Source organism: Sanguibacter sp. 25GB23B1 (assembly GCF_040012415.1).
Classification (GTDB): domain Bacteria; phylum Actinomycetota; class Actinomycetes; order Actinomycetales; family Cellulomonadaceae; genus Sanguibacter.
Genome location: NZ_JBDYKL010000002.1, coordinates 36,820 through 56,405 on the forward strand (window position 1 = coordinate 36,820; position 19,586 = coordinate 56,405).

The 19,586-nt window shown below is 72.4% G+C and carries 16 protein-coding genes; 9 read left to right on the forward strand and 7 right to left on the reverse strand.

The features are described 5' to 3' along the window. The first annotated feature begins 109 nt into the window (after positions 1-109). From pth to ABKW26_RS01620, 4 genes are all read left to right on the forward strand, one after another. A complete protein-coding gene (gene pth, locus ABKW26_RS01605) occupies positions 110-709 on the forward strand; it encodes an aminoacyl-tRNA hydrolase (protein WP_348590659.1) in 600 nt (199 codons plus the stop codon). Between the two features lie 206 nt (positions 710-915). Next, a complete protein-coding gene (locus ABKW26_RS01610) occupies positions 916-2,091 on the forward strand; it encodes a glycosyltransferase (RefSeq protein ID WP_348590660.1) in 1,176 nt (391 codons plus the stop codon). Between the two features lie 9 nt (positions 2,092-2,100). Next, positions 2,101-3,792: a hypothetical protein gene (locus tag ABKW26_RS01615; RefSeq protein WP_348590662.1), complete on the forward strand. Its 1,692-nt coding sequence runs from the start codon at positions 2,101-2,103 to the stop codon at positions 3,790-3,792. A 1-nt stretch (position 3,793) separates the two neighbouring features. Next, positions 3,794-5,014, forward strand: coding sequence for a glycosyltransferase (locus ABKW26_RS01620; protein WP_348590663.1), 1,221 nt, complete (start codon positions 3,794-3,796; stop codon positions 5,012-5,014). 18 nt (positions 5,015-5,032) lie between these two features. Here the strand turns inward: ABKW26_RS01620 and ABKW26_RS01625 are convergent, their stop codons facing one another. The 4 genes from ABKW26_RS01625 to ABKW26_RS01640 are packed head-to-tail and all read right to left on the reverse strand — an operon-like array spanning position 5,033 to position 10,609. Next, positions 5,033-6,190 (reverse strand): glycosyltransferase, encoded by a 1,158-nt coding sequence (locus ABKW26_RS01625; RefSeq protein ID WP_348590664.1) that lies wholly within the window; start codon positions 6,188-6,190, stop codon positions 5,033-5,035. Then, positions 6,187-7,272, reverse strand: a complete 1,086-nt coding sequence (locus ABKW26_RS01630; protein ID WP_348590665.1) for a glycosyltransferase family 4 protein — start codon at positions 7,270-7,272, stop codon at positions 6,187-6,189. The genes ABKW26_RS01625 and ABKW26_RS01630 overlap by 4 nt, the downstream gene beginning before the upstream one ends. After that, positions 7,269-8,636 (reverse strand): O-antigen ligase family protein, encoded by a 1,368-nt coding sequence (locus ABKW26_RS01635; RefSeq protein WP_348590666.1) that lies wholly within the window; start codon positions 8,634-8,636, stop codon positions 7,269-7,271. The genes ABKW26_RS01630 and ABKW26_RS01635 overlap by 4 nt, the downstream gene beginning before the upstream one ends. Beyond that, on the reverse strand, positions 8,633-10,609 hold the full coding sequence (locus ABKW26_RS01640; RefSeq protein ID WP_348590667.1) for a glycosyltransferase: 1,977 nt from the start codon (positions 10,607-10,609) through the stop codon (positions 8,633-8,635). The genes ABKW26_RS01635 and ABKW26_RS01640 overlap by 4 nt, the downstream gene beginning before the upstream one ends. Before the next feature lie 219 nt (positions 10,610-10,828). Here ABKW26_RS01640 and ABKW26_RS01645 point away from each other — a divergent pair, with 219 nt between their 5' ends. Then, positions 10,829-11,890 carry an SDR family oxidoreductase gene (locus tag ABKW26_RS01645; protein ID WP_348590668.1) on the forward strand — a complete coding sequence of 354 codons (1,062 nt, stop codon included), beginning with the start codon at positions 10,829-10,831 and terminating at the stop codon, positions 11,888-11,890. A gap of 11 nt (positions 11,891-11,901) precedes the next feature. Then, entirely contained in the window at positions 11,902-13,131 is a 1,230-nt protein-coding gene (locus ABKW26_RS01650; protein WP_348590669.1) for a transferase, read from the forward strand. 101 nt (positions 13,132-13,232) lie between these two features. Here the strand turns inward: ABKW26_RS01650 and ABKW26_RS01655 are convergent, their stop codons facing one another. The 3 genes from ABKW26_RS01655 to ABKW26_RS01665 all read right to left on the reverse strand — a co-directional run bounded on the left by ABKW26_RS01655 (position 13,233) and on the right by ABKW26_RS01665 (position 15,778). Further along, positions 13,233-13,925 (reverse strand): nuclease-related domain-containing protein, encoded by a 693-nt coding sequence (locus ABKW26_RS01655; RefSeq protein WP_348590670.1) that lies wholly within the window; start codon positions 13,923-13,925, stop codon positions 13,233-13,235. A gap of 270 nt (positions 13,926-14,195) precedes the next feature. Further along, positions 14,196-15,188: a pirin family protein gene (locus ABKW26_RS01660; protein WP_348590671.1), complete on the reverse strand. Its 993-nt coding sequence runs from the start codon at positions 15,186-15,188 to the stop codon at positions 14,196-14,198. Positions 15,189-15,229: 41 nt separating this feature from the next. Then, positions 15,230-15,778 (reverse strand): dTDP-4-dehydrorhamnose 3,5-epimerase family protein, encoded by a 549-nt coding sequence (locus tag ABKW26_RS01665; protein ID WP_348590672.1) that lies wholly within the window; start codon positions 15,776-15,778, stop codon positions 15,230-15,232. A 149-nt stretch (positions 15,779-15,927) separates the two neighbouring features. On the opposite strand from ABKW26_RS01665, the gene ABKW26_RS01670 reads away from it, so the two are divergent. From ABKW26_RS01670 to ABKW26_RS01680, 3 genes are read left to right on the forward strand one after another with little or no spacing between them, the layout of a single operon-like run. Then, the gene (locus tag ABKW26_RS01670; RefSeq protein WP_348590673.1) at positions 15,928-17,331 is read left to right on the forward strand and encodes a glutamate-1-semialdehyde 2,1-aminomutase; all 1,404 of its coding nucleotides are present in this window, start codon (positions 15,928-15,930) and stop codon (positions 17,329-17,331) included. Continuing rightward, a complete protein-coding gene (locus ABKW26_RS01675; protein ID WP_348590674.1) occupies positions 17,328-18,179 on the forward strand; it encodes a glucose-1-phosphate cytidylyltransferase in 852 nt (283 codons plus the stop codon). Before ABKW26_RS01670 ends, ABKW26_RS01675 begins: the two co-directional genes overlap by 4 nt. Further along, positions 18,176-19,576: a polysaccharide pyruvyl transferase family protein gene (locus tag ABKW26_RS01680; protein ID WP_348590675.1), complete on the forward strand. Its 1,401-nt coding sequence runs from the start codon at positions 18,176-18,178 to the stop codon at positions 19,574-19,576. The genes ABKW26_RS01675 and ABKW26_RS01680 overlap by 4 nt, the downstream gene beginning before the upstream one ends. The last annotated feature ends 10 nt before the right edge of the window (positions 19,577-19,586 follow it).

The following is a 19,586-nucleotide window of genomic DNA, read 5'->3' on the forward strand; positions in this document are numbered from 1 at the left end:
CGCACGACCCGCACGCTGCAGCACGGCCACCGCACGTGGTCGAGGAGCGCCCGGTACCGTTCGGTACCGGGCGCTTCGCCGTCCCGAAACCTCCAAGGAGCGCCCGACCATGTCCGACCACCTGTGGCTCGTCGTCGGGCTCGGCAACCCCGGCCCCCAGTACGCGGGGAACCGTCACAACGTCGGTCACATGGTCCTCGACCTGCTCGCCGCACGGCACCGTGCGACGTTCTCCGCGCACAGGTCCCGGGCAGCGGTCGCCGAGGCCCGCCTCGGTGTCGCGCCCGGCGGTGCGCCGGGACCGAGGGTGGTCCTGGCGAAGCCGTCGACGTACATGAACACCTCAGGCGGACCGGTGGCCGGGCTCGCCCAGTACTTCGACGTCGCGCCCGAGCACGTGCTCGTGGTCCACGACGAGGTCGACATCCCGTTCGGCGACGTCAAGTGCAAGAGCGGCGGCGGCGAGGGCGGGCACAACGGGCTCCGCGACATCACCAAGGCGCTCGGCACCCGCGACTACGTCCGCGTCCGGGCGGGCGTCGGCCGGCCGCCGGGTCGCATGGACACCGCCGACTTCGTCCTCAAGGACTTCAGCACGGTCGAGCGCAAGGAGCTCCCGTTCCTGCTCGACGACGCCGCCGACGCGGCCGAGATGATCGTCACAGAGGGGCTCCTCGCCGCGCAGGGCAAGTTCCACACGAAGGCCTGAACCTGCCCCGGGCGGCTCGCGAGCACGAGTCACCCGGAAGATCACCCCGCCGCCTCTTGCCTCTCACCTGTGCTGGCGTGGATGACGGAAGTTTCATCCCGACGGTCGCCCCGCTCCGGGCCCTCGCCCCCGTGACACCTCCGCCCCGCGTGGCTTGACTGGTGCAGGTGCGGCGAGCGGCGCCGCGCCTGTGACGAGGTGGGGACATGACGACACGCGTGGCGCTCGCGCACGACTACGCGACCCAGCGCGGTGGCGCGGAGCGCGTGGCGCTGCTGCTGGCTGCGGCCTTCCCCGGCTCGCCCTTCTACACGACGCTCTACGACGCGGGCGGCACGTTCCCCGAGATGGCCGACCTCGACGTCCGGACGACCTCCCTCAACCGGTTCGGCGCCCTCCGCCGGCACCATCGGTACGCGTTGCCGTTCCTGGCCCACGCGGTCTCCGGACAGGTCATCGACGCGGACGTGGTGCTCGCGAGCTCGACCGGCTGGGCGCACGGCTTCCCCACCTCGGGCCGGAAGGTCGTGTACTGCCACGCACCCGCGAGGTGGCTCTACCAGCGGGACAGGTACCTCGGTGTCGGACGCCGGGGGGAGTCCGCCGCGCAGCGGGCCTCGCGGTGGGTGGCGACAGGGATGCTCGGCGTCGCGTCAGGTCCGCTGCGACGCTGGGACCGCAGCGCCGCGCACAGCGCCGACAGGTACCTCGCGAACTCCACGGTCACACGGATGGCGGTGCGGGTCGCCTACGGCATCGACGCGGAGGTCGTCGCGCCGCCGCCGGCGCTCCTGCCGTCCGGTGACGAGGTCCGTCCGGCGGCGCTCGACCGGAGCGTCACGGGACGAGCGGTCGAGGGGGGCGACTTCCTCCTGTGCGTGGCCCGCCTCCTGCCCTACAAGAACGTCGACGCCGTCATCATGGCGGCCGGGCGACGGCCCGACCTCCCTGTCCTGGTCGTCGGGTCCGGTCCCGACCGAGGGCGCCTCGAGGGTCTCGTCGCGTCGGGCAGGCACCGCAACGTGCTGCTGCTCGGTCGCGTGAGCGACGCCGAGCTGCGGTGGCTCTACCGGTCGTGCCTCGCGCTCGTGGCGGCGTCCTACGAGGACTACGGCCTCTCGCCGCTCGAGGCCGCGGCGTTCGGACGGCCCTCCGTGGTCCTCCGTGACGGTGGTTACCTCGACACGGTGCGCGGGGGGATCACCGGGACGTTCTTCCACCGCCCCGAGCCGGCGGAGATCGCGGCGGCGGTCGGAGAGGCGCTCGACACGGCCTGGGACACCGAGGTGCTCCTGCGGCACGCCCAGACCTTCTCGGCCGAGACGTTCACGGCCCGGTTGCACGACGTCGTCGACGGTGAGCTCGCCCGTCATGACCGATAGGAGGCTCGCATGACCCTGAAGGATCTCGTCCGGACGCTCTGGGCAGGGAAGTGGCTCATCGTCGCCTCCGTGATCGTGGGCCTCGTCGCGGGGGCGGCGTACCTCTCGTCGCGCGAGGTGCCCTTCCACAGCATCGCGACCGTCCAGTTCCGCATCGACGCCCCGACGGCGGCGACCGTCAACCCACCCGTCGTGACGATCGACCCGATCGACGTCACCTCCCCGGACGTCGCTGCGCGTGCAGCGGAGCTCCTCGGCGACGGGTCGGTGCCGGCGGACCTCGCTGCGGTCGTCGACGCGTCCCACGACCCCGTCACCGCGCGGGTGACGATCGGCGCGCGCGCCCTCTCCGAGGACCGCGCGGTCACGGTCGCGAACGCGTTCGCCTCCGCGTACCTCGAGCACATCGACGCGCAGTGGTCCTCGGCGCTGACCACCCTGGACGAGAACATGGCGAACGCGCGGACCAAGGCGCTCGACCTCCAGGCAGCGACCGTCGCGAACCCTGACGACCCCATCGCTGCGGCCGACCTCGAAGCTGTCCTGTCCTCCTACGGGACGCTGGCCGCACAGCAGAACATCGCCGCGGCTCTCGGGTCGCCCGGCACCCTGGCGCAAGCAGCCGGCGGGGGCACGCCGATCGGGATGGGTGCCGGCTCCGTCCTCACGCTCGCGCTGCTCGCAGGCCTCCTCCTCGGTCTCGGTCTCGCCCTGCTGCGGCGGGCGCTCGACTCGACCGTCTCCACCACCAAGCTGGCTCGTACGCTCGCCGGTGCGCCCGTCCTCGCGGAGCTGGCGGACGTGCGTCGGTCGGCGCAGACCGCCGCGGTCGCCGGGCTGCTCCCGGTCGACGGCAAGTCGGCCACGCCGTTCACGGAGTCGATCCGTGAGCTGCGCACCGCGATCCAGGCGACCAAGGAGGGCACTGCGCTCACGATCGTCGTCAGCGCGACGGAGCCCGACGCGCCTCGGAGCTTCATCGTCGCCAACCTCGCCGCCTCGTGGGCGTTGTCGGGCAGGGACACGATCGTCATGTCCGGCGACCTCCGCCGGAGCGACCTCGAGACCTTGCTCCCTGCGCCGGTCGGGTGGGACACGAGGGAACCGAGGCGATGGCGACGCGCTCACGGCGAGACCTCCGGGCTGCATCCGGACGACGGCGCCGCGCTCGCCAACCTGCGCCCGACCGAGGTCAACGGCCTGCGGTACCTGCCGGCGCCGACGACGAGCCTCGACCCCGCCGACTACCTCGCGAGCGCCGCGGCCCGGCGCATGATCGAGGAGGTGCGCGCAGCCGCCCAGGTGGTCGTCATCGACGCGCCACCCGTGCTCGCGGCGGCCGACGCCATCATCCTCGGCGGGTACACCGACGGCGTCGTCCTGGTCGCCACCATCGGGCACACCGACCGCGGCGTGCTCGAGGACGCCGCCTCGCGGCTGGACGGTGCGAACGTCACGCTCGTCGGCGTCGCGCTCCACGGGCGGACGGCGGACAAGCGCATGACGTACGCCTCCACGTACGCGCCCGAGCCGTCGGACCCTCCGACCGTGCGCCCCGTCCCGCAGGCGTCCGCCGACGGCGCTGCGGACCACCCGGTGCAGGAGGAGAGACCACCGTTCGAGGACGACCCAGCACACGAGGACGACCCGGCACGGGAGGTCGAGCCGGCCCGGCAGTCCGGCCCGCACACGGCCGCCTGACGTGCCGCGCGTCCTGGTCGTCGGGCACACGGCCGCCCTGGGGGGAGCCGAGCTCGCCCTCGTGCGGCTCTGCGGCGCGCTCGACCCGAGCCTCGCGTCGGTGGCTGTGCTCCTCTTCGAGGACGGTCCGGTGCGGCACCGCCTCGAGGTGGACGGTCACGAGGTCGCGGTCCTGCCCCTGCGTGCCGACGTCCGGACCGCGCACCGGGACGCGACGGTCCGGTCGTGGTCCGCGCTGCGTGGCGTGCTCGTCGCAGCGGTCGAGGTCGTCCGGTTCACGGCGCGCCTCACCCGGACGGTCCGCGCCCAGGCACCGGACGTCCTCCACGCGACCACCCTCAAGGCGGACCTCCTGTGCATGGTTCCCGCACTGCTCGCTCGGGTCCCGCTCGTGTGGCACGTCCACGACCGCATCGCGGCCGACTACCTCCCGGCACCCGTCGCGGCGGTGGTGCGCGCGCTCGCCCGGACGGTCCCGCGGCACGTCGTCGTCAACTCCATGGCCACGGCCGAGAGCATCGGCCCGCCCCGAGGTCGCTGGACGCTCGCGTACCCGGGGCTCCTTCCCACGCAGGTGCGGGCGTGGACGGAGCGGGCGGAGCCTCCCGCGCCGGTCGTCGGGATGATCGGGCGCCTGAGCGCGACGAAAGGGCAGAAGGAGCTCGTCCGGGCCGCGGCGGACGTCGTCGCACGCCACCCGCAGGTGACGGTCCGCATCGTCGGCGCTGCGCTCTTCGGGGAGGAGGGCTACGAGGCCGAGGTGCGGTCGCTCGTCCGGTCGCTCGGGCTCCAGGAGAGGGTCGTCCTCACCGGCTTCGTCGACGACCCGGTCCGGGAGCTCGACGGGTTGAGCGTCTGCGTCCACGCGTCTCCGGTCGCCGAGCCGTTCGGGCAGGTGGTCGTCGAGGCGATGGCTCGGGGCGTCCCGGTCATCGCCACCCGGGCCGGAGGAGTTCCCGAGATCCTCCTCCCGGACGGCGGGCGTCACGCAGCGCGAGAGGAGCCGGGGCAGGCCCGCCACTCGCGGACACCGTTCGGTCTGCTCGTCCCGCCCGGCGACGTCGCCGCGCTCGCGGACGCGATCCTCGACGTCCTCGACGACCCGCAGGGTGCGCGGGACCGTGCCCGCGCCGCGTGGCTCCACGCGCAGCGGCGCTTCATGATCGACCGCACGTGCACGGCTGTCCTCCGGGCCTGGTCCGCGGCGCTTGCACCCCGGTAGGCGCGGCCCCCACGAGGATCAGGTCGTCGCGCGGAGGCCGACGAGGATGTCGTGCATGGCGGTGATCCGCTCCGCCCACGTGGGCACGACCGCGGACTGGGGGAGCGGGCCGGGCGGCAGGGGTGGCCCGACGAGCACGCTGACGACCCCGTCGACGAAGACCCTGCTGTCGAGGACGTGCACCGCCGGGTCGTGCAGGTCGCGGAACCCCGCGACAGGCGTGGACACGACGGGCCGTGCGACTGCCTGGTACTCGTAGAGCTTAATGGGGTCGAGGGAGTCCGTGAAGGGGTCGACGACGTGCGGGACGACGAGGACGTCTGCGTGCTGGAGGTAGGCCGGCACGGTCGTGTAGGGCCGCGGTCCGAGCAGCTGGACGCCGGTTCCCCGCAGGACGGAGACGTCCCGCTCGGAGAGCAGTGCCGGGCCGACGAGCACGAGCGTGCCCAGCCCGGTCGCGCGCAGCTCGTCGCCGAGGCGTGCGCAGAGACCGACGTCGACCCGGTCGGGGTGCACGGTGCCCGCGTAGAGCGCGACGCGGCCGGGCGGGAGGTCACGCGGACGTGGGCGCGGTCGACGGAAGGCGTCGAGGTCCACGGCGTTGGGGACGAGACGGACGGGGCGGACCGCCCCTTTCGTGCGGGCGAGCGCCTCGGAGCACACGACGACCGTGTGGCACGTCGCCATGAGGAAGTCCTCGTCGGCACGGAGGCGCGCGTGCTGTGCCGGTGGGCGGTGGGCTGCGAGCCAGTCGTCCGTGATGTCGTAGAGGCTCGGCCACGAGGTGATCCGGGCGAGCGTCGCGCCCGCCGGGTCGTTCACCCACAGCAGCGGCGCCGTGAGACGCAGCCGCCGCACGACCTGGAGGACCGCGTGGGCGATCCGGGTGTCGGCGCTCCTGCCCAGGAGGGCATCGGCGCGCCGGGGCAGCCACTTCGTCGGCTGGAAGGTCCACAGGCGACCGTCGGGCACACCGTCGGCGCGTCCCCGGGCGACGAGGCCGGCTCCTCGTCGTGGGAGACGGCGTCCGGCGAGCGCGTGCAGCGGGTCGGCGGGCGGCTCGACGAAGAGCACGCGCAGCTCGGGGTCGGCGCTGAGCAGCCCGGCGAGCAGGATCTGGTTGCGTCGCCAGACGTCGTCCCAGCGCTCGAGGGACACCACGACGAGATCGGTCATGTCAGGGCCGTCCCTCTCAGCACGGGGGCGCGTCGCGCCCGGTCGTCGAGCACCGCGCGGTAGACGGCGAGGGTGCCGGCGACCTGCGCTTCGAGCGTGAACTGCTCCCGCTGGACCGCGCGGAGCGCGAGGCCGTGCTCACGAGCGGCTGCCGGGTCGTCGGCGACCGTCCGGAGCAGGCGGGCGGCGTCGAGCGCGTCGCCCGGGGAGAAGAGTCGCGAGGACTCGGCCTGCCCGACGGTCTCGAGGTGCCCGCCGGCTGCCGCCGCGACCACGCAGAGCCCGCCGGACATCGCCTCGAGCACGGAGAGCCCGAGGCCGTCGATCGCGCACGGTGCGAGCAGCACCGACGCCTCGTCCATGAGCTCCGGGCAGTCCGACCGGGCGCCGAGGAACTCGGTGCTCGCCCAGATGCCGAGCTGGCCGGCGAGCTCCTCGAGGAGGTGACGCTGCGAGCCGTCGCCGGCGACCTGCAGCGTCCAGCCGCGTGCCGCGAGGCCGCTCGCGGCGAAGGCACGGACGGCCACGTCGGTGGACTTCTCCGGCTCGAGCCGCTGGACCACGAGCACGACAGGTCGCCGCGGACCTGTCGCGAGGTCACGCACCGGCACGCCGGGGTAGACGACGGTCGACGTGCCGTCGATCCGCTCCGCCACGTACCGGCTGATCGCCACCTGCGCGTCGATCCGTGCGCCCACGACGACGCCCACCCGGCGCGCGAGAGGGCTCGACCCGCGACGTCGGGCGAAGTGACGGGTCGCGACGAGCGGGACACCACGGAGCGACGGCACGAGCGTCGCGGCGACCTCGGCGGCCGTCATGTGCGCGTGGACCACGTCCGGGCCGTTCCCACCTCTGGACACCCGGCTCGACGCGAGCGCCGCGCCGGTGGTCGTCGACGCCGGGGTCACCGGGACGCGGTGCTCGGCGAGCACGGCACGCATCGCGACGGTGTCGCCGCCCACGACCCGGACCCGGTGGCCCGCCTCCGCCTGGCCGGCCGCGAGGTTCGCGACATGACGCTCCACACCTGCGAAGGCGTCGGAACGGATCACGTGGAGGACCCGCAGGACATCGCTCACGGGTGGACCTCCCGGGTGGTCGGACGAGTGACGGTCGTGGCGCGAGCGGTCGCGAGCGCGTCGGCGAACGGGTCCCCGCGCTGCTCGGCACGGGCCAGCGCACCGACGCAGATCCCGGCGACGACGAACGGCATGGGCACCTGGGCTGCGACCCAGAAGAGGTCGAGCTGGCCCTGGACGAGCCGTCCGAGGACCGCGCAGAACGCCAACGTCCCGTAGGCCGGGTTCATCCGCCACAGGACCACGAGGATGCCGACGAACATGACGAGGAACCCGAAGAGCCCGACCACCCCGGCGGAGGTCAGCACCTCGAGCTCGGCGTTCGGCGGCTGGAAGCCGTAGGACGTGCGTCCGGTGGTCCACCAGCGCAGACCTGCGCCGAAGAACGGCTGGTCCTGCCAGAGCCGCAACGAGTCGGCATACCAGGCGAGGCGCTGGTTGGCGGAGTTGAACTCGTTACCGTCGTTGAGCTGGGCGCTCGTCGTCGACCACACGAGAGCGAGCGCCGCGACGATGACGACGAGGATGACGGGCGACCGGTGGCGTCGACCCGGCTCCCGCCGCAGCACCACCACGAACATGACGACCGCCAGCCCGAGGATCGCCTGGCGCGACTGCGAGACGAGCAGACCTGCCGAGAAGAGGCAGAAGGCGGGCACCGTCCATGCGGTCGACCAGCCCAGCCAGGTGGGGCGCTGGTAGACGATCAGAGCCGCGGTGGCGAGAACACCACCGAGGAGGTTCTTGTGCATCGCGAGCGGCCACTCGAGGTAGACGGGCGTCCACGTGCCCGTGGACGCCAGGCCGACGAGCGCCTGCGCGATCGCCGCCACGGCGCAGACGGCCGCCGCCCAGAGGAACAGACCGAGCGCGACGTTCCCACGCCCTGCCCGGCCGATCGCCCAGCCCACGAGGAGGGCACCCCCCACGAGCAGCCACGCGTGGAACCACTCGACGGCGTTCGCCATGTACGGGTTGACGAGGACGGTGAAGAGCGTGCTCGCCTGGTAGAACGCCGAGAGCCACAGGAGCGAGCGCATCTCGCGGCTCAGCGGGTGCGTGCGCAGGAGCAGCGCCGCCCAGAACGCGACGAAGAGCACGAGGTCCGACACGGAGAGGTTCACGCCACCCTCGTCACCCCCGCCGACGCGCTCGACGACGATGATCGCCGGGAGAGCGAGCACCGGAAGCGTGGCCGGCTCGGTCACGGTGAGTGCGAGCACGACGACGACCGCTGCGGCAGCGACCCCCAGCAACGGGTTGACCACGACCACGAGGCTCACGGTCACCGCGGCGAGGATCGCGCAGACGACGAACGGGACGAGGTGTGCCGGGACGACCCGGCGCAGCCCTGGTGTGCTCACGTCCGTGCCAGGAGCTTGCGCTGCACGCGGGCCGGGCCGCGCGCGTAGAGGACGAAGCGTCGCGTCGCGTCGGCCCGGTCGTCCCCGCGCAGGAGCACCATGCGGGCGGCCGTGCCGGTGAGCACGCCCAGCCGGTTGACCGCCCAGCCCGACGCACCGAAGTGCTTGCGGAAGTAGATCTCCTGCGACGCGTGGAAGTGCGTCTCGCGCAGGCGCGAGTCCGAGCTCGTCGCCCCTCCGAGGTGCAGGGCCCTCGCACCGGGCACGACCCCGTGCCGCCACCCCGCGTGACGCGCCCGGCGCGCCCAGTCCGTCTCCTCGGCGTAGAGGAAGAAGCGCTCGTCGAGCCCTCCGACCTCCGCCAGGGCTGCCCCGCGGACGAGGAGGACGGAACCGATGACGAAGTCCTCCTGCGCGGTGAGCGACCCGAGGCCCAGGTTGACGAGCCACGTGCGCAGCGGTGTGGGGAACGGCCAGGCGACGCGGGCGGCGTGGCCCTCCGCGTCGACCTGCGCAGGACCGACCGACGCAAGGCTCGGGTCGGCGTGCAGTGCGGCGCGCAGGAGGTCGATGTCCTGCGGCTCGACGACGGCGTCCGGGTTGAGCAGGAGGACGTCGACGTCCGGTGTGAGGCACTCCCGCAGACCGTGGTTGGCCCCCGCCGCGAAGCCTCCGTTGAGCCCGGGGTCGAGGTAGCGCACACCGTGGCGCTCGCAGAGCGCCCGGACGAGCGGGCTGGAGGAGTTGTCCACGACGATGACCCGGTAGGTGCGTGTCAGCGGTGCGAGCGTCCGGTCGAGGAGCTCGACCGAGCCGTACGCGACGACGACGATCTCGACCTCGCCGACGCACGGTGCGAGCGTGTCGGGCGCGGCACCGCGCGGTGCGTCGAGAGGTGTGCTGGCCGTGGCCACGTCGCGGTAGACGCTCAGGTACTGGGCTCCGACGTTCTCCCACGTGTAGTCGGTCGCGCGAGCGAGGCCGGCGACGACGAGCTCCTCTCGCAGTCCGGGATTGGTGCCGACCTGGATGAGAGCGTCCCGCAAGGCTTCGACGTCGCCGGGCGGGACGAGAAGCCCTGCGTCCTGGAGGACCTCGGGCAACGCACCGCTGTCGCTCGCGACGACCGGGACCCCGCTCGCGAGCGCCTCGATCGCCACCCGGCCGAACTGCTCCACCCAGCCGGGCTGTGGCAGCGACGGGACTGCGAGGACGTCGAGGGACCGGACGTGCTCTGCGAGCCGCTCGCCCGAGAGATGGCCGACGAACTCGACCCGCCCCGCGAGGTCGGGCTGGGCTGCACGCTCGCGGAGCGCGGCCTCGAGCGGTCCGCCCCCGGCGATGCTCAGGCGCAGGCGCACGTCCCGGGCGGCTGCCCGGAAGAGGATGTGGATCCCCTTGTGGACGGCGAGCCGCCCGACGAACCCGACGGTGATGGGCCCACCCGGGTGCCGCACCACCCGGTCGGTCGGTGATGCGGGACGGAACATCTCGGTGTCCACCCCGAGCCCGATCGTGTGGGCCGGTGCGCGCAGCCCCTTGCCCCGCAGCACCCGACCGGCCTCGTCGTTGCACACGGAGACCGCGGACGCTCCCCGCAGCGTGAGCCGCTCGATCCACCGGAAGAGGAAGGGATGGGTCTTCGTGATGTTCTGCGCCGAGTACAGCAGGTACGGTGCCCGGACGGGGCGCAGCGCCCGGAGCAGGAGGATCTCGGCGGCCGCGAGCGAGTACGGCTCCTCGTGGATGTCGAGGACCGTGTGCGGGCGCCCGAGCTCGCGCCACAGCGCGACCGGGTCGTAGAGGAACGTGATGGGGTGCGACCCGAAGGTCCGCACGCCCACGACGTCCTCGCCGGGGCGGGGGACCAGCCGGACGGCCTTGCCGCCCTCGTCCCACACCGACGCGGACACGGACCGGACCGGGTGACCGGCAGCGCGGACCTGGCGTTCGCGTTCACGCCACGCGTCCACCACCCCGCTGTGGGAAATTCTCAGAACCCGCACGGCCGGGCCCTCCTCATCGCGTCGACGACCGTCGTCTCACCCCCTGAAGGTAAGCCCGCAAAAAGGGCATAACCCATGACCGATCGGGGTGATTCTGCAACTCACCCCTGACTTTGCACCGGGGCGGCCGTACGGTTTGGAGTCAATCCACTGCTTGGGGTCCTTTCGCGCAAAAGGGGTGAGATCGTGCTGGTTCTGGTCGATGGTGATCGTGGATACCTGGGGGCTCGCATCGTCCCGTTCCTGCGTGCAGCCGGTCACGAGGTCGTCGGCCTCGACGCAGGCTGGTACGACGGCTGCGACTTCGGTGAGCCACCCGGCGGCTACGAGCAGCGCACCGGCGACGTGCGTGACGCCCGCCCGGAGGACCTCGAGGGATTCGACGCGGTCATCCACCTCGCGGCGATCTCGAACGACCCCGTAGGGCACCTCAACCCGGAGGCCACCTATTCCGTCAATGCGCACGGCGCGATCCACATGGCCCGCGTGGCGAAGGCGGCGGGCGTGCCGCGGTTCCTCTTCTCGTCCTCCTGCTCCCTCTACGGCGCTGCGGGCGACGCCCCGGTCGACGAGCGCAGCGCGTTCAACCCCGTGACGCCCTACGGAGAGAGCAAGGTCATCGCGGAGCAGGGCATCTCCCAGCTGGCCGACGAGTCGTTCAGCCCCACGTACCTGCGCAACGCGACGGCCTACGGCTCGTCGCCGCGGCTGCGAGCCGACATCGTCGTCAACAGCCTCACCGGCACGGCGTTCACGACCGGCAAGGTCGAGCTCCAGTCCGACGGCACCCCGTGGCGCCCGCTCGTCCACGCCGAGGACATCGCCCGCGCGTTCCTCGCCGTCCTCGAGGCACCGCGGGACCGGGTCCACGACGAGGCCTTCAACGTGGGCCGTGACGAGGACGTGGTCCAGATCCGTGACATCGCCAGCCAGGTGGCCGCGTACCTCGACGCACCCGTGACGTTCGCCGAGGGAGCAGGCCCGGACGCTCGTGACTACCGCGTCGACTTCACCAAGATCACCACCCTGCTCCCCGCGTTCGCGCCGCAGTGGACCATCCCCGACGGCATCCGCGAGCTCGCGGAGGACATGCGCCGCATCGGCCTCACCGCGCAGGACTTCACCGGCCCCCGCTTCGTGCGGCTCCAACGGATCCAGGAGCTCACCGCCCTGGGCCTGCTCACCGAGGACCTCCGCCTCTCCGCGCCGGCGGGCCTCCCCTCGCCGGCAACCCAGCCCGTCTCCTGAAGGGGTCAGCCATGACCACCGCTTTCGAGAGCTCCGCACCGACGACGACCGCGCCGTCGACCCCCTCCTCCGTCTCGCCGCGCCACGCGGCCGACCTCCCGCCGCTCCCCGAGCCCGACCCCGCCTGGGTGTGCAGGTGGTCCGGGCAGCCCGGTGGGAGCGTCGTGCTCGACCTCGGGCTCCAGCCGGCCGCCGACGCCTTCCCACTCCCGACCGATCCCGTGCCCGATCCCGAGCACCCGCTGCGCATGGTCATCAGCTCGGTCAGCGGGCTCGTCCAGCTCGAGACCGACCCGACCACCCCCGAGGAGCCGCGCGGGGTCGAGCCCGCCGCTCTCGTCGCGCAGTCCGAGGCGGCCGTCGCCCAGGCCGAGGCTGCCGGCTTCATCCGGCCCGGTACCCGCGTCCTGGAGTACCCCAGCCCGCACGGCGGCTCCTGGGTGGACCAGCTCGCCGCCCGCGGGCTCATCGAGGTGGACGGCGGGCCCGCCGAGCTGGTCGTCGACATCTTCGGCATGATGCACGCAGCCGACCAGCGGGCCGCGCTCCTCGAGCGCGCCGCCAACCTCACCGACGACGGTGTCCTGCTCATGCAGTTCCACACGGTCGCCGCCATCATCCGCTCGGGCATCTGGAACGCCTTGCGGCACGGCCACTTCGCCTACTACTCGACGCCGGCGCTCGTCGCGATGGCCCGCGAGGTCGGCCTCGTTGCCGTCGGGTGCTGGGAGTACCCGCTCTACGGCGGCACCATCATGCTCGCCTTCGCTAGACCGTCCGACCGCTACCCGGCCCAGACGCCCGACGTCACTGCGATGGTCGAGCGGGAGCTCGCCGAGGGGGCCACCGACGCCCACCATGCCGCGAGCCTCGGCCGGGCGCTGGACGAGTCGGTCGCCGCCATCGAGGCGTACCTCGCGCAGACGCGGGCCGAAGGCCTCGTCGTCGGCGGGTACTGCGCCGCGTCACGGACGTCCGCGCTCCTGCGCTGCGCCCACATCACGACGGACCACGTGGTCGCGCTCGCCGACGCGTCGGTCGCGAAGCACGGCCGGACGATGCCGGGCAACCGCATCCCCATCGTGTCGCCCGCCGGCCTCGTCGACCTCCACCCAGACCGCGTCCTCCTCTTCGTCCCGGACCTCCTCGACGAGGTGCGCGCCGCGCTCCCCGAGATCGAGGCGAACGGCGGCCGCTGGGTCGTCCTCGACCCGATGCCGCGAGAGGTCGATCCGCTGTAACGAGACCGGGGCCGTCCGCTCCAGTCCCACGAGCCGGGTGGCGGTGCGAGCCATCCCCGGAGCGCCCGCCGTCGACCCCCTCGGCGGCGGGCGCACCGGTGTCAGGCGCGGGGAAATGCCTCCGCCAGGCGCCGGTGGATGCGGTCGATCGCGTCGGTACTCAGGGGTCCGGGGCTCTGGACGAGCGTGACGGCCCTGCGCGGCCAGAGGATGTGGAGGTCTTCGATCTGGAACGCACCGCCGATGAGCGGCCAGTCCGCCTGGACGAAGCACAGGACCCCGGTCACCGGGACGTCGTCCAGACCGGCGTCGGCGAGGGCGCTGCCCACGAGATCGACCTGCTTGTGCACCCCCGCTAGGAGTGCGCTGCAGTTCCGGGATCCGACCATGAGCTTTTCGACGCGTGGTCGGAAGAGCCCGCCCTCAATGCGTCGCGACGGACGGCCCTTGTAGCGTTTGGCGTCGATGACGAACACGCCGGCCGGACCGACGACGACGTGATCGATGTTGGCCCGCGAGCGCGGGATGCGCCGATCGTGCAGGACCCGCACGCCGGAGGTCGTCGCGCGGTCGAGGCGGGCACCGAGGAGCTCTTCGCCGACCGCTCCGGTCGCCCACGCTCGTGTGGACTGCGGATCGTCGCTCAGGGCGAGAAGGAGGCCTCCGATGTGTGGGTGCTCGCGCCGGATCCGTGCTTCTCGGCTCGCGCTGCGTCGCGCGTACTCGCGCTGTGCCGACGCACCCGCGACGCCGACCTCGACCTCGTCGGTCCCGATGCTCTCCGCGTCATCCACGTCCACCTGCTCCGGAGCGGAGTCCACCTGCTCCGGGGTGGAGCAGGCGAGGCACGTGACCGATCTGCTCGACCGGTCATACACCGCCGTCATACCCGCTGCCACGTCAGCGCTGCACTGTCGACAACGTCCCGGATAGCGCAGGCGCATCCGTCTCTGGCTCGGAGGCGTCTTGTCGCCAGGATCGCTCATTCCAAGGTCATCGGTCGGTGAGGTGCGGGACTGAAGCGGTGAGGTGCGTTGGAATACGTCGGCCAGCAGGACGTCGCGTCAGCGCCCGCGCGGCTTGAGCCGCACCTGCGGCAGGTCGGGGGCGGGGAGCGGCGCGCCGTCGTACCCGGGGACGGTGCCGTAGCGGCGCAGGCCCGCCTCGGTGCCGGCGATCGAGGCTTCCCACTGGGTGCGCGCCTCGACGACCTCCTCGTGCGTGCGGCCGACGAGGTTCCACCACATGAGGACCTCCTCGCCGAAGGGTTCGCCACCGACGAGGATTGCTCGCACGGGAGCGTCGCCGGACTCCAGGACGATCGTGTCGGCGCCGGGCGCGAGGTAGGCCAGCCAGGCGCGCGCGACCGTCTCGCCCTCGACGGTCAGGTCGCCGGAGTCGACCAGCACCCCGTGCTCGAAACCACGGTCCACCGGCATCCGCACCGTCGTGCGGGCCGGTATGTCGATCTGGGCGGCGACGAGCGGTGAGTACGCGCGGGCGGGGGAGGTGACGCCGCCGAGCGTGCCCATGAACACCTGGACCGTCGCGCCGTCGACCATCACGGTCGGGGCGTGGGTCACGTGCTCGAACGTCGGCGCGGTGCGGCGGTGGGCGTCGGGCAGCGCGGTCCACAGCTGGACGCCGTGCATGACGCGTTGCTCGGGGAAGTGGTCGAGCGTGCCCTCCTCGGAGTGGCTGATGCCGTGCCCGGCGGTCATGAGGTTGAGCTGGCCGGGCTCGATCGTCTGCACCGACCCGACCGAGTCGCGGTGCAGCACCCGGCCCTCGAACAGCCACGTCACCGTCTGCAGACCGATGTGCGGGTGCGGTGCGACGTTCATCCCGCCCGATGCCGCGACGTCGTCCGGACCGTAGTGGTCGAGGAAGCAGAACGGGCCGACGAGCGAGCGCTGCTTCGACGGCAGCGTCCGGCGAACCGTCATCGCGCGCGGCCCGCCCAGCGGGACGTCCCGCGGCTCGACGAGCTCGACGGTGCGGGTCGGCGGGCCGGCCACGCACACGTTCTCCTGGGGACGCGCCTCGAGGTTGGTCACCGACCCAGACTAGGCAGTCGGCACCAGCTCGCGCAGCACCGCTACCCGGGGAGCGCTGCGACGAAGTCCGCCCACGATCCGGCAGCCTTGTCCCGGTCGCTGACGACGGTGATGGGTGCGGGCCACGGCACCGCCAGGTCGGGGTCGAGGTAGTTCACCGTGAGGTCCTCGGTCGGGCCGTAGTAGTCGTCGATCCGGTAGATGAAGTCCGTGACGGACGTCAGCGCCTGGTACCCGTGGAGGAACCCGCGGGGGATGTACACCTGGGTGCACACCTGGTCGTCGAGCAGGAACGTCTCCATCTTCCCGAAGGTCGGCGAGCCCGGGCGGGCGTCGATGGCGACGTCGAGGACCGCGCCGTGCGAGCAGCGCACGAGCTTGGCCTCACCTGCCCCGGACCGCCCGTGCAGGCCGCGGACCACACCCTGGTAGGAGCGTGACTGGTTCTCCTGGACGAAGCCCGCGGGGTCGATGCCGGCCTTGCGCAGGTAGTCGACGTCGAGGGAGCGCGCGAAGTACCCGCGGGCGTCCCGGTGCGGCGTCGGACGGAACATGACGAGTCCCTCGATGGACGTCTCGATGATCTCCATGCCGCCACCCTAGAGGTGAGTCGGGGTGAGTGGCGGGGTGATTCATCCTGATGTGTCTTGTTCCCCTCCCGAGGCGACGCACACACTCGAGATGCGCAGATGAGAGCCCCGTGAGAGGGCCTCCCGCCAGACCCCGAGGGGGAAACCGCATGGAGACAGGTCTGCAGACAGCTCTCGACGAGTCGCTCGCGGCGCGGACGTACGCCGCGTCGGAACGTCTCCAGCTCGACCTGCACCGCATGGTCCCCGGCGGCGCCCACACCTACGCACGGGCGTCCGACCAGTACCCCGAGGGGATGGCGCCGGTCATCACCCGGGGGAGCGGGGCGCGCGTGTGGGACGTCGACGGCAACGAGCTCGTCGAGTACGGGATGGGCATGCGTGCAGTGACGCTCGGGCACGGCTATGCGCCCGTCGTCGACGCCGTGTCCGCCGCGATCCGCGGAGGGGTGAGCTTCTCCCGGCCGAGCGTCTGGGAGTCGCGTGCCGCCGAGACCTTCCTCGCCGCAGTGCCCGGTGCCGACATGGTGAAGTTCGCGAAGAACGGCTCCGACGTCACGTCGGCGGCGGTGAAGCTCGCCCGCGCCGCCACCGGACGCGACCTCGTCGCGATCTGCCGCACCCAGCCGTTCTTCTCCACCGACGACTGGTTCATCGGCAGCACCGCGATGGGCGCCGGCATCCCCGACGCCGTCAAGGCGCTCACCGTCGGCTTCCGGTACAACGACCTCGACTCCCTCCGCGAGCTGCTCGCCCTCTACCCCGACGAGATCGCGTGCCTCGTGCTCGAGCCGGCGACCGCGACCGTCGAGCCGGCACCCGGATTCCTCGAAGGCGTGCGCGAGCTCTGCGACGCCCACGGCGTAGTCCTCGTCTTCGACGAGATGATCACCGGGTTCCGCTGGCACGCGAGCGGCGCACAGCACCTCTACGGCGTCACCCCCGACCTCTCCACATGGGGCAAGGCGCTCGGCAACGGCTTCGCGATCTCCGCGCTCGCCGGCAAGCGCGAGCTCATGGAGCTCGGTGGTCTCAACACGGACGCCTCACGCGTGTTCCTCCTGTCGACGACCCACGGTCCGGAGGTCGTCGGTCTCGCCGCGTACCTCGCCGTCGCCGAGGCCTACGCGACGACGGACGTCGTCGGCGTGATGGAGACACGTGGCCAGGCGCTCGCCGAGGGCGTGAGCGCCGCGGCGGCGGACGCCGGCATCGGGACCGCGGTCGAGGTCCTCGGACGCCCCTCGTGCCTCGTCTTCGCGACCCGCGACCACACCGGGGCGCCCTCCCAGGCGTTCCGCACGCTGTTCATCCAGGAGATGCTCCGCGCGGGAGTCCTCGCGCAGTCGTTCGTCATCTCCGCCGCCCACACCCCCACCGACGTCGAGACCACGGTCGACGCCGCACGCCGCGCCTTCGCGGTCTACTCCCGCGCTCTCGAGCGCGGCACCACGGACGGACTGCTCGTCGGCAGGCCGGTCGCACCAGCACTGCGCGAGCTCGCCGCGCCGCGGCGGCTCGACCCGGACGTCATCAAGGACGGTGTGTCATGAAGGTCGTTCTGTTCTGCGGAGGGCTCGGGATGCGCATGCGCTCCGGGGACGACTCGCTCCCCAAGCCCATGATGGAGATCGGCTCCCGCCCGGTCCTGTGGCACATCATGCGGTACTACGCCCACTACGGGCACACCGAGTTCATCCTCTGCCTCGGGCACGGTTCACGAGCCATCAAGGACTACTTCCTCAACTACGACGAGACGCACTCGAACGACTTCGTCTGGACCGGCGACGGGCAGGAGGTCGAGCTCCTCGGCCACGACATCAGCGACTGGAAGGTCACGTTCGTCGACACGGGCATGAGCACGCCGATCGGGGAGCGTCTGCGTCGCGTGCGCCGCTACCTCGACGGCGACGAGATGTTCCTCGCCAACTACGGCGACGTCCTCACCGACGCGCCCCTCGACATGATGATCGAAGGTTTCACGATGTCGGACGCGGTCGGCAGCCTCCTGGCCGTCAGCCCGCAGGACTCCTTCCACGTGGTGCGCATCGGGGACGACTGCGCGATCACCCAGTTCGAGCCTGTCGCCGACATGGACATGCGCATCAACGGCGGGTACTTCATCCTCCGCTCCGGCATCTTCGACTACCTCGGCGAGGACGAGGACCTCGTCATGGACGCGTGCGTCCGCGCCGCGGCCGACGGTCGCATGCGCGCCGTGAAGTACGACGGCTTCTGGGCGCCCATGGACACGCTCAAGGAGCGTGCCGCCCTCGAGGAGATGCACCGCTCCGGCCAGACACCGTGGACAGTGTGGAAGAACGAGCCCGTGCCACTGCCGGTCCCGCTCGACGCCGACCTCCTCGAGCTGCCCGAGACCGCGTCACGGCTCGTCTCTTGACCCGGAGGGTCCGGTCACCGGACAGCACACGCAGCGGCCCCGTGGTCCTCGTCTTCGGGGAGCTCGGGATCGGCAACCTCGGCAACGAGGCGTCCCTCACGGAGGCGCTGCGACGCCTCCACACGCACCTCCCGGGTGCCCGGGTGCAGGTGCTCAGCTACGACCCGGCGCGCACCGCGGCAGAGCACGAGGGCGAGCACCCGGGCTGGTCGGCCGAGCCCATCGGCGCACCCGGCCGCGACGCTCGCGCCGGTCCACCGCCCGGCCGGTGGACCACGCTCGCCAGACAGCTCGCGGACGCGGGTCGGGTAGCACGCGCGTCCCGCGGAGCGGACCTCGTCGTCGTCCCCGGGACAGGCATCTTCGAAGAGCTGTGGATGGGGCCCTGGGGCGTGCCCGTCCTGCTCCTCGGGCTGGCCGCGGGCGCCCGTGCGCACCGCGCACCGCTCGTCGTCGTCGCCGTCGGCGCCGACCTCCCCCGACGCCGCCTGACCCGGTGGATGTTCTCGCGCACCCTCAGGTCGGCCCGGCTCGTGACCTTCCGCGACGTCCACTCCCTGGCCGCCGGCACCGCGATGATCGGAGGGCGGGGAGGAGCGCTCCTGGCACCGGACCTCGTCCTCGGCGCGCCCGCACCGGACCTCTCCTCGCCCGACGGCGAGGCTGCTGACGACGAGTCCGCTGACGACCACGCTCCCGAGAACGACGCCGCCCGCGAACCGGCAGACGGCCACGCACCCCCCCGGCTCGTCCTGGGCGTCATGCGCTACTACGGCACGTCCGACGACACCTACAGCACTGACGGCGCGGCGACCCACGAGCGCTACGTCGCCGCTCTCGCCGACGTGGCACGTCGTGTCGTCGAGCGAGGCTGGACGGTCGACGTCGTCGTCGGTGACGAAGGGGACCGGCCCGTCGTGCACGAGCTCGTCGAGCGCCTCGGGGCGGGTGTCCGTGCTCGGCCCGTGTCGACGATGCGCGAGCTCGACGACGTCGTCGCCGGGAGCACCGCGGTCGTGGCCAGCCGGTACCACAACGTCGTCAGCGCGATCCGCGCCGCGGTCCCCGTCGTGTCCGTGAGCTACGGGCCCAAGGGCCACTCTCTCATGGCCCAGGTCGGGATGGACACGTCGTGCCAGTGGATCGAGGAGCTCGACGCCGACAGGCTCATGACGCAGCTCGACGACGTCGTCGCCCGGTCCGCGGAGATCACGCCCCGGCTGCGCGAGACGACCACGACGCTGCGCGCCGCCGCCCACGCGCCGTGGACGGCAGCCGCAGAGCTCGTCGGCACCCGAGCACGCTCCGGCACGGACGCGCCGGGTGCGAGCGAGCCCACGACCGCCGCGCCCGCCTCCGCCCACGGCGGCTCCGCACTCGTCGACGAGCCCGCATGACCGAGGACCG

What these genes read in the sequence shown, in the direction of transcription:
- ABKW26_RS01615 (WP_348590662.1), top strand. Translation starts at nt 2,101, where the DNA reads ATGACCCTGAAGGATCTCGTCCGGACGCTCTGGGCAGGGAAGTGGCTC.
- pth (WP_348590659.1), top strand. Translation starts at nt 110, where the DNA reads ATGTCCGACCACCTGTGGCTCGTCGTCGGGCTCGGCAACCCCGGCCCC.
- ABKW26_RS01610 (WP_348590660.1), top strand. Translation starts at nt 916, where the DNA reads ATGACGACACGCGTGGCGCTCGCGCACGACTACGCGACCCAGCGCGGT.
- ABKW26_RS01625 (WP_348590664.1), bottom strand. Translation starts at nt 6,190, where the DNA reads ATGACCGATCTCGTCGTGGTGTCCCTCGAGCGCTGGGACGACGTCTGG.
- ABKW26_RS01650 (WP_348590669.1), top strand. Translation starts at nt 11,902, where the DNA reads ATGACCACCGCTTTCGAGAGCTCCGCACCGACGACGACCGCGCCGTCG.
- ABKW26_RS01670 (WP_348590673.1), top strand. Translation starts at nt 15,928, where the DNA reads ATGGAGACAGGTCTGCAGACAGCTCTCGACGAGTCGCTCGCGGCGCGG.
- ABKW26_RS01665 (WP_348590672.1), bottom strand. Translation starts at nt 15,778, where the DNA reads ATGGAGATCATCGAGACGTCCATCGAGGGACTCGTCATGTTCCGTCCG.
- ABKW26_RS01675 (WP_348590674.1), top strand. Translation starts at nt 17,328, where the DNA reads ATGAAGGTCGTTCTGTTCTGCGGAGGGCTCGGGATGCGCATGCGCTCC.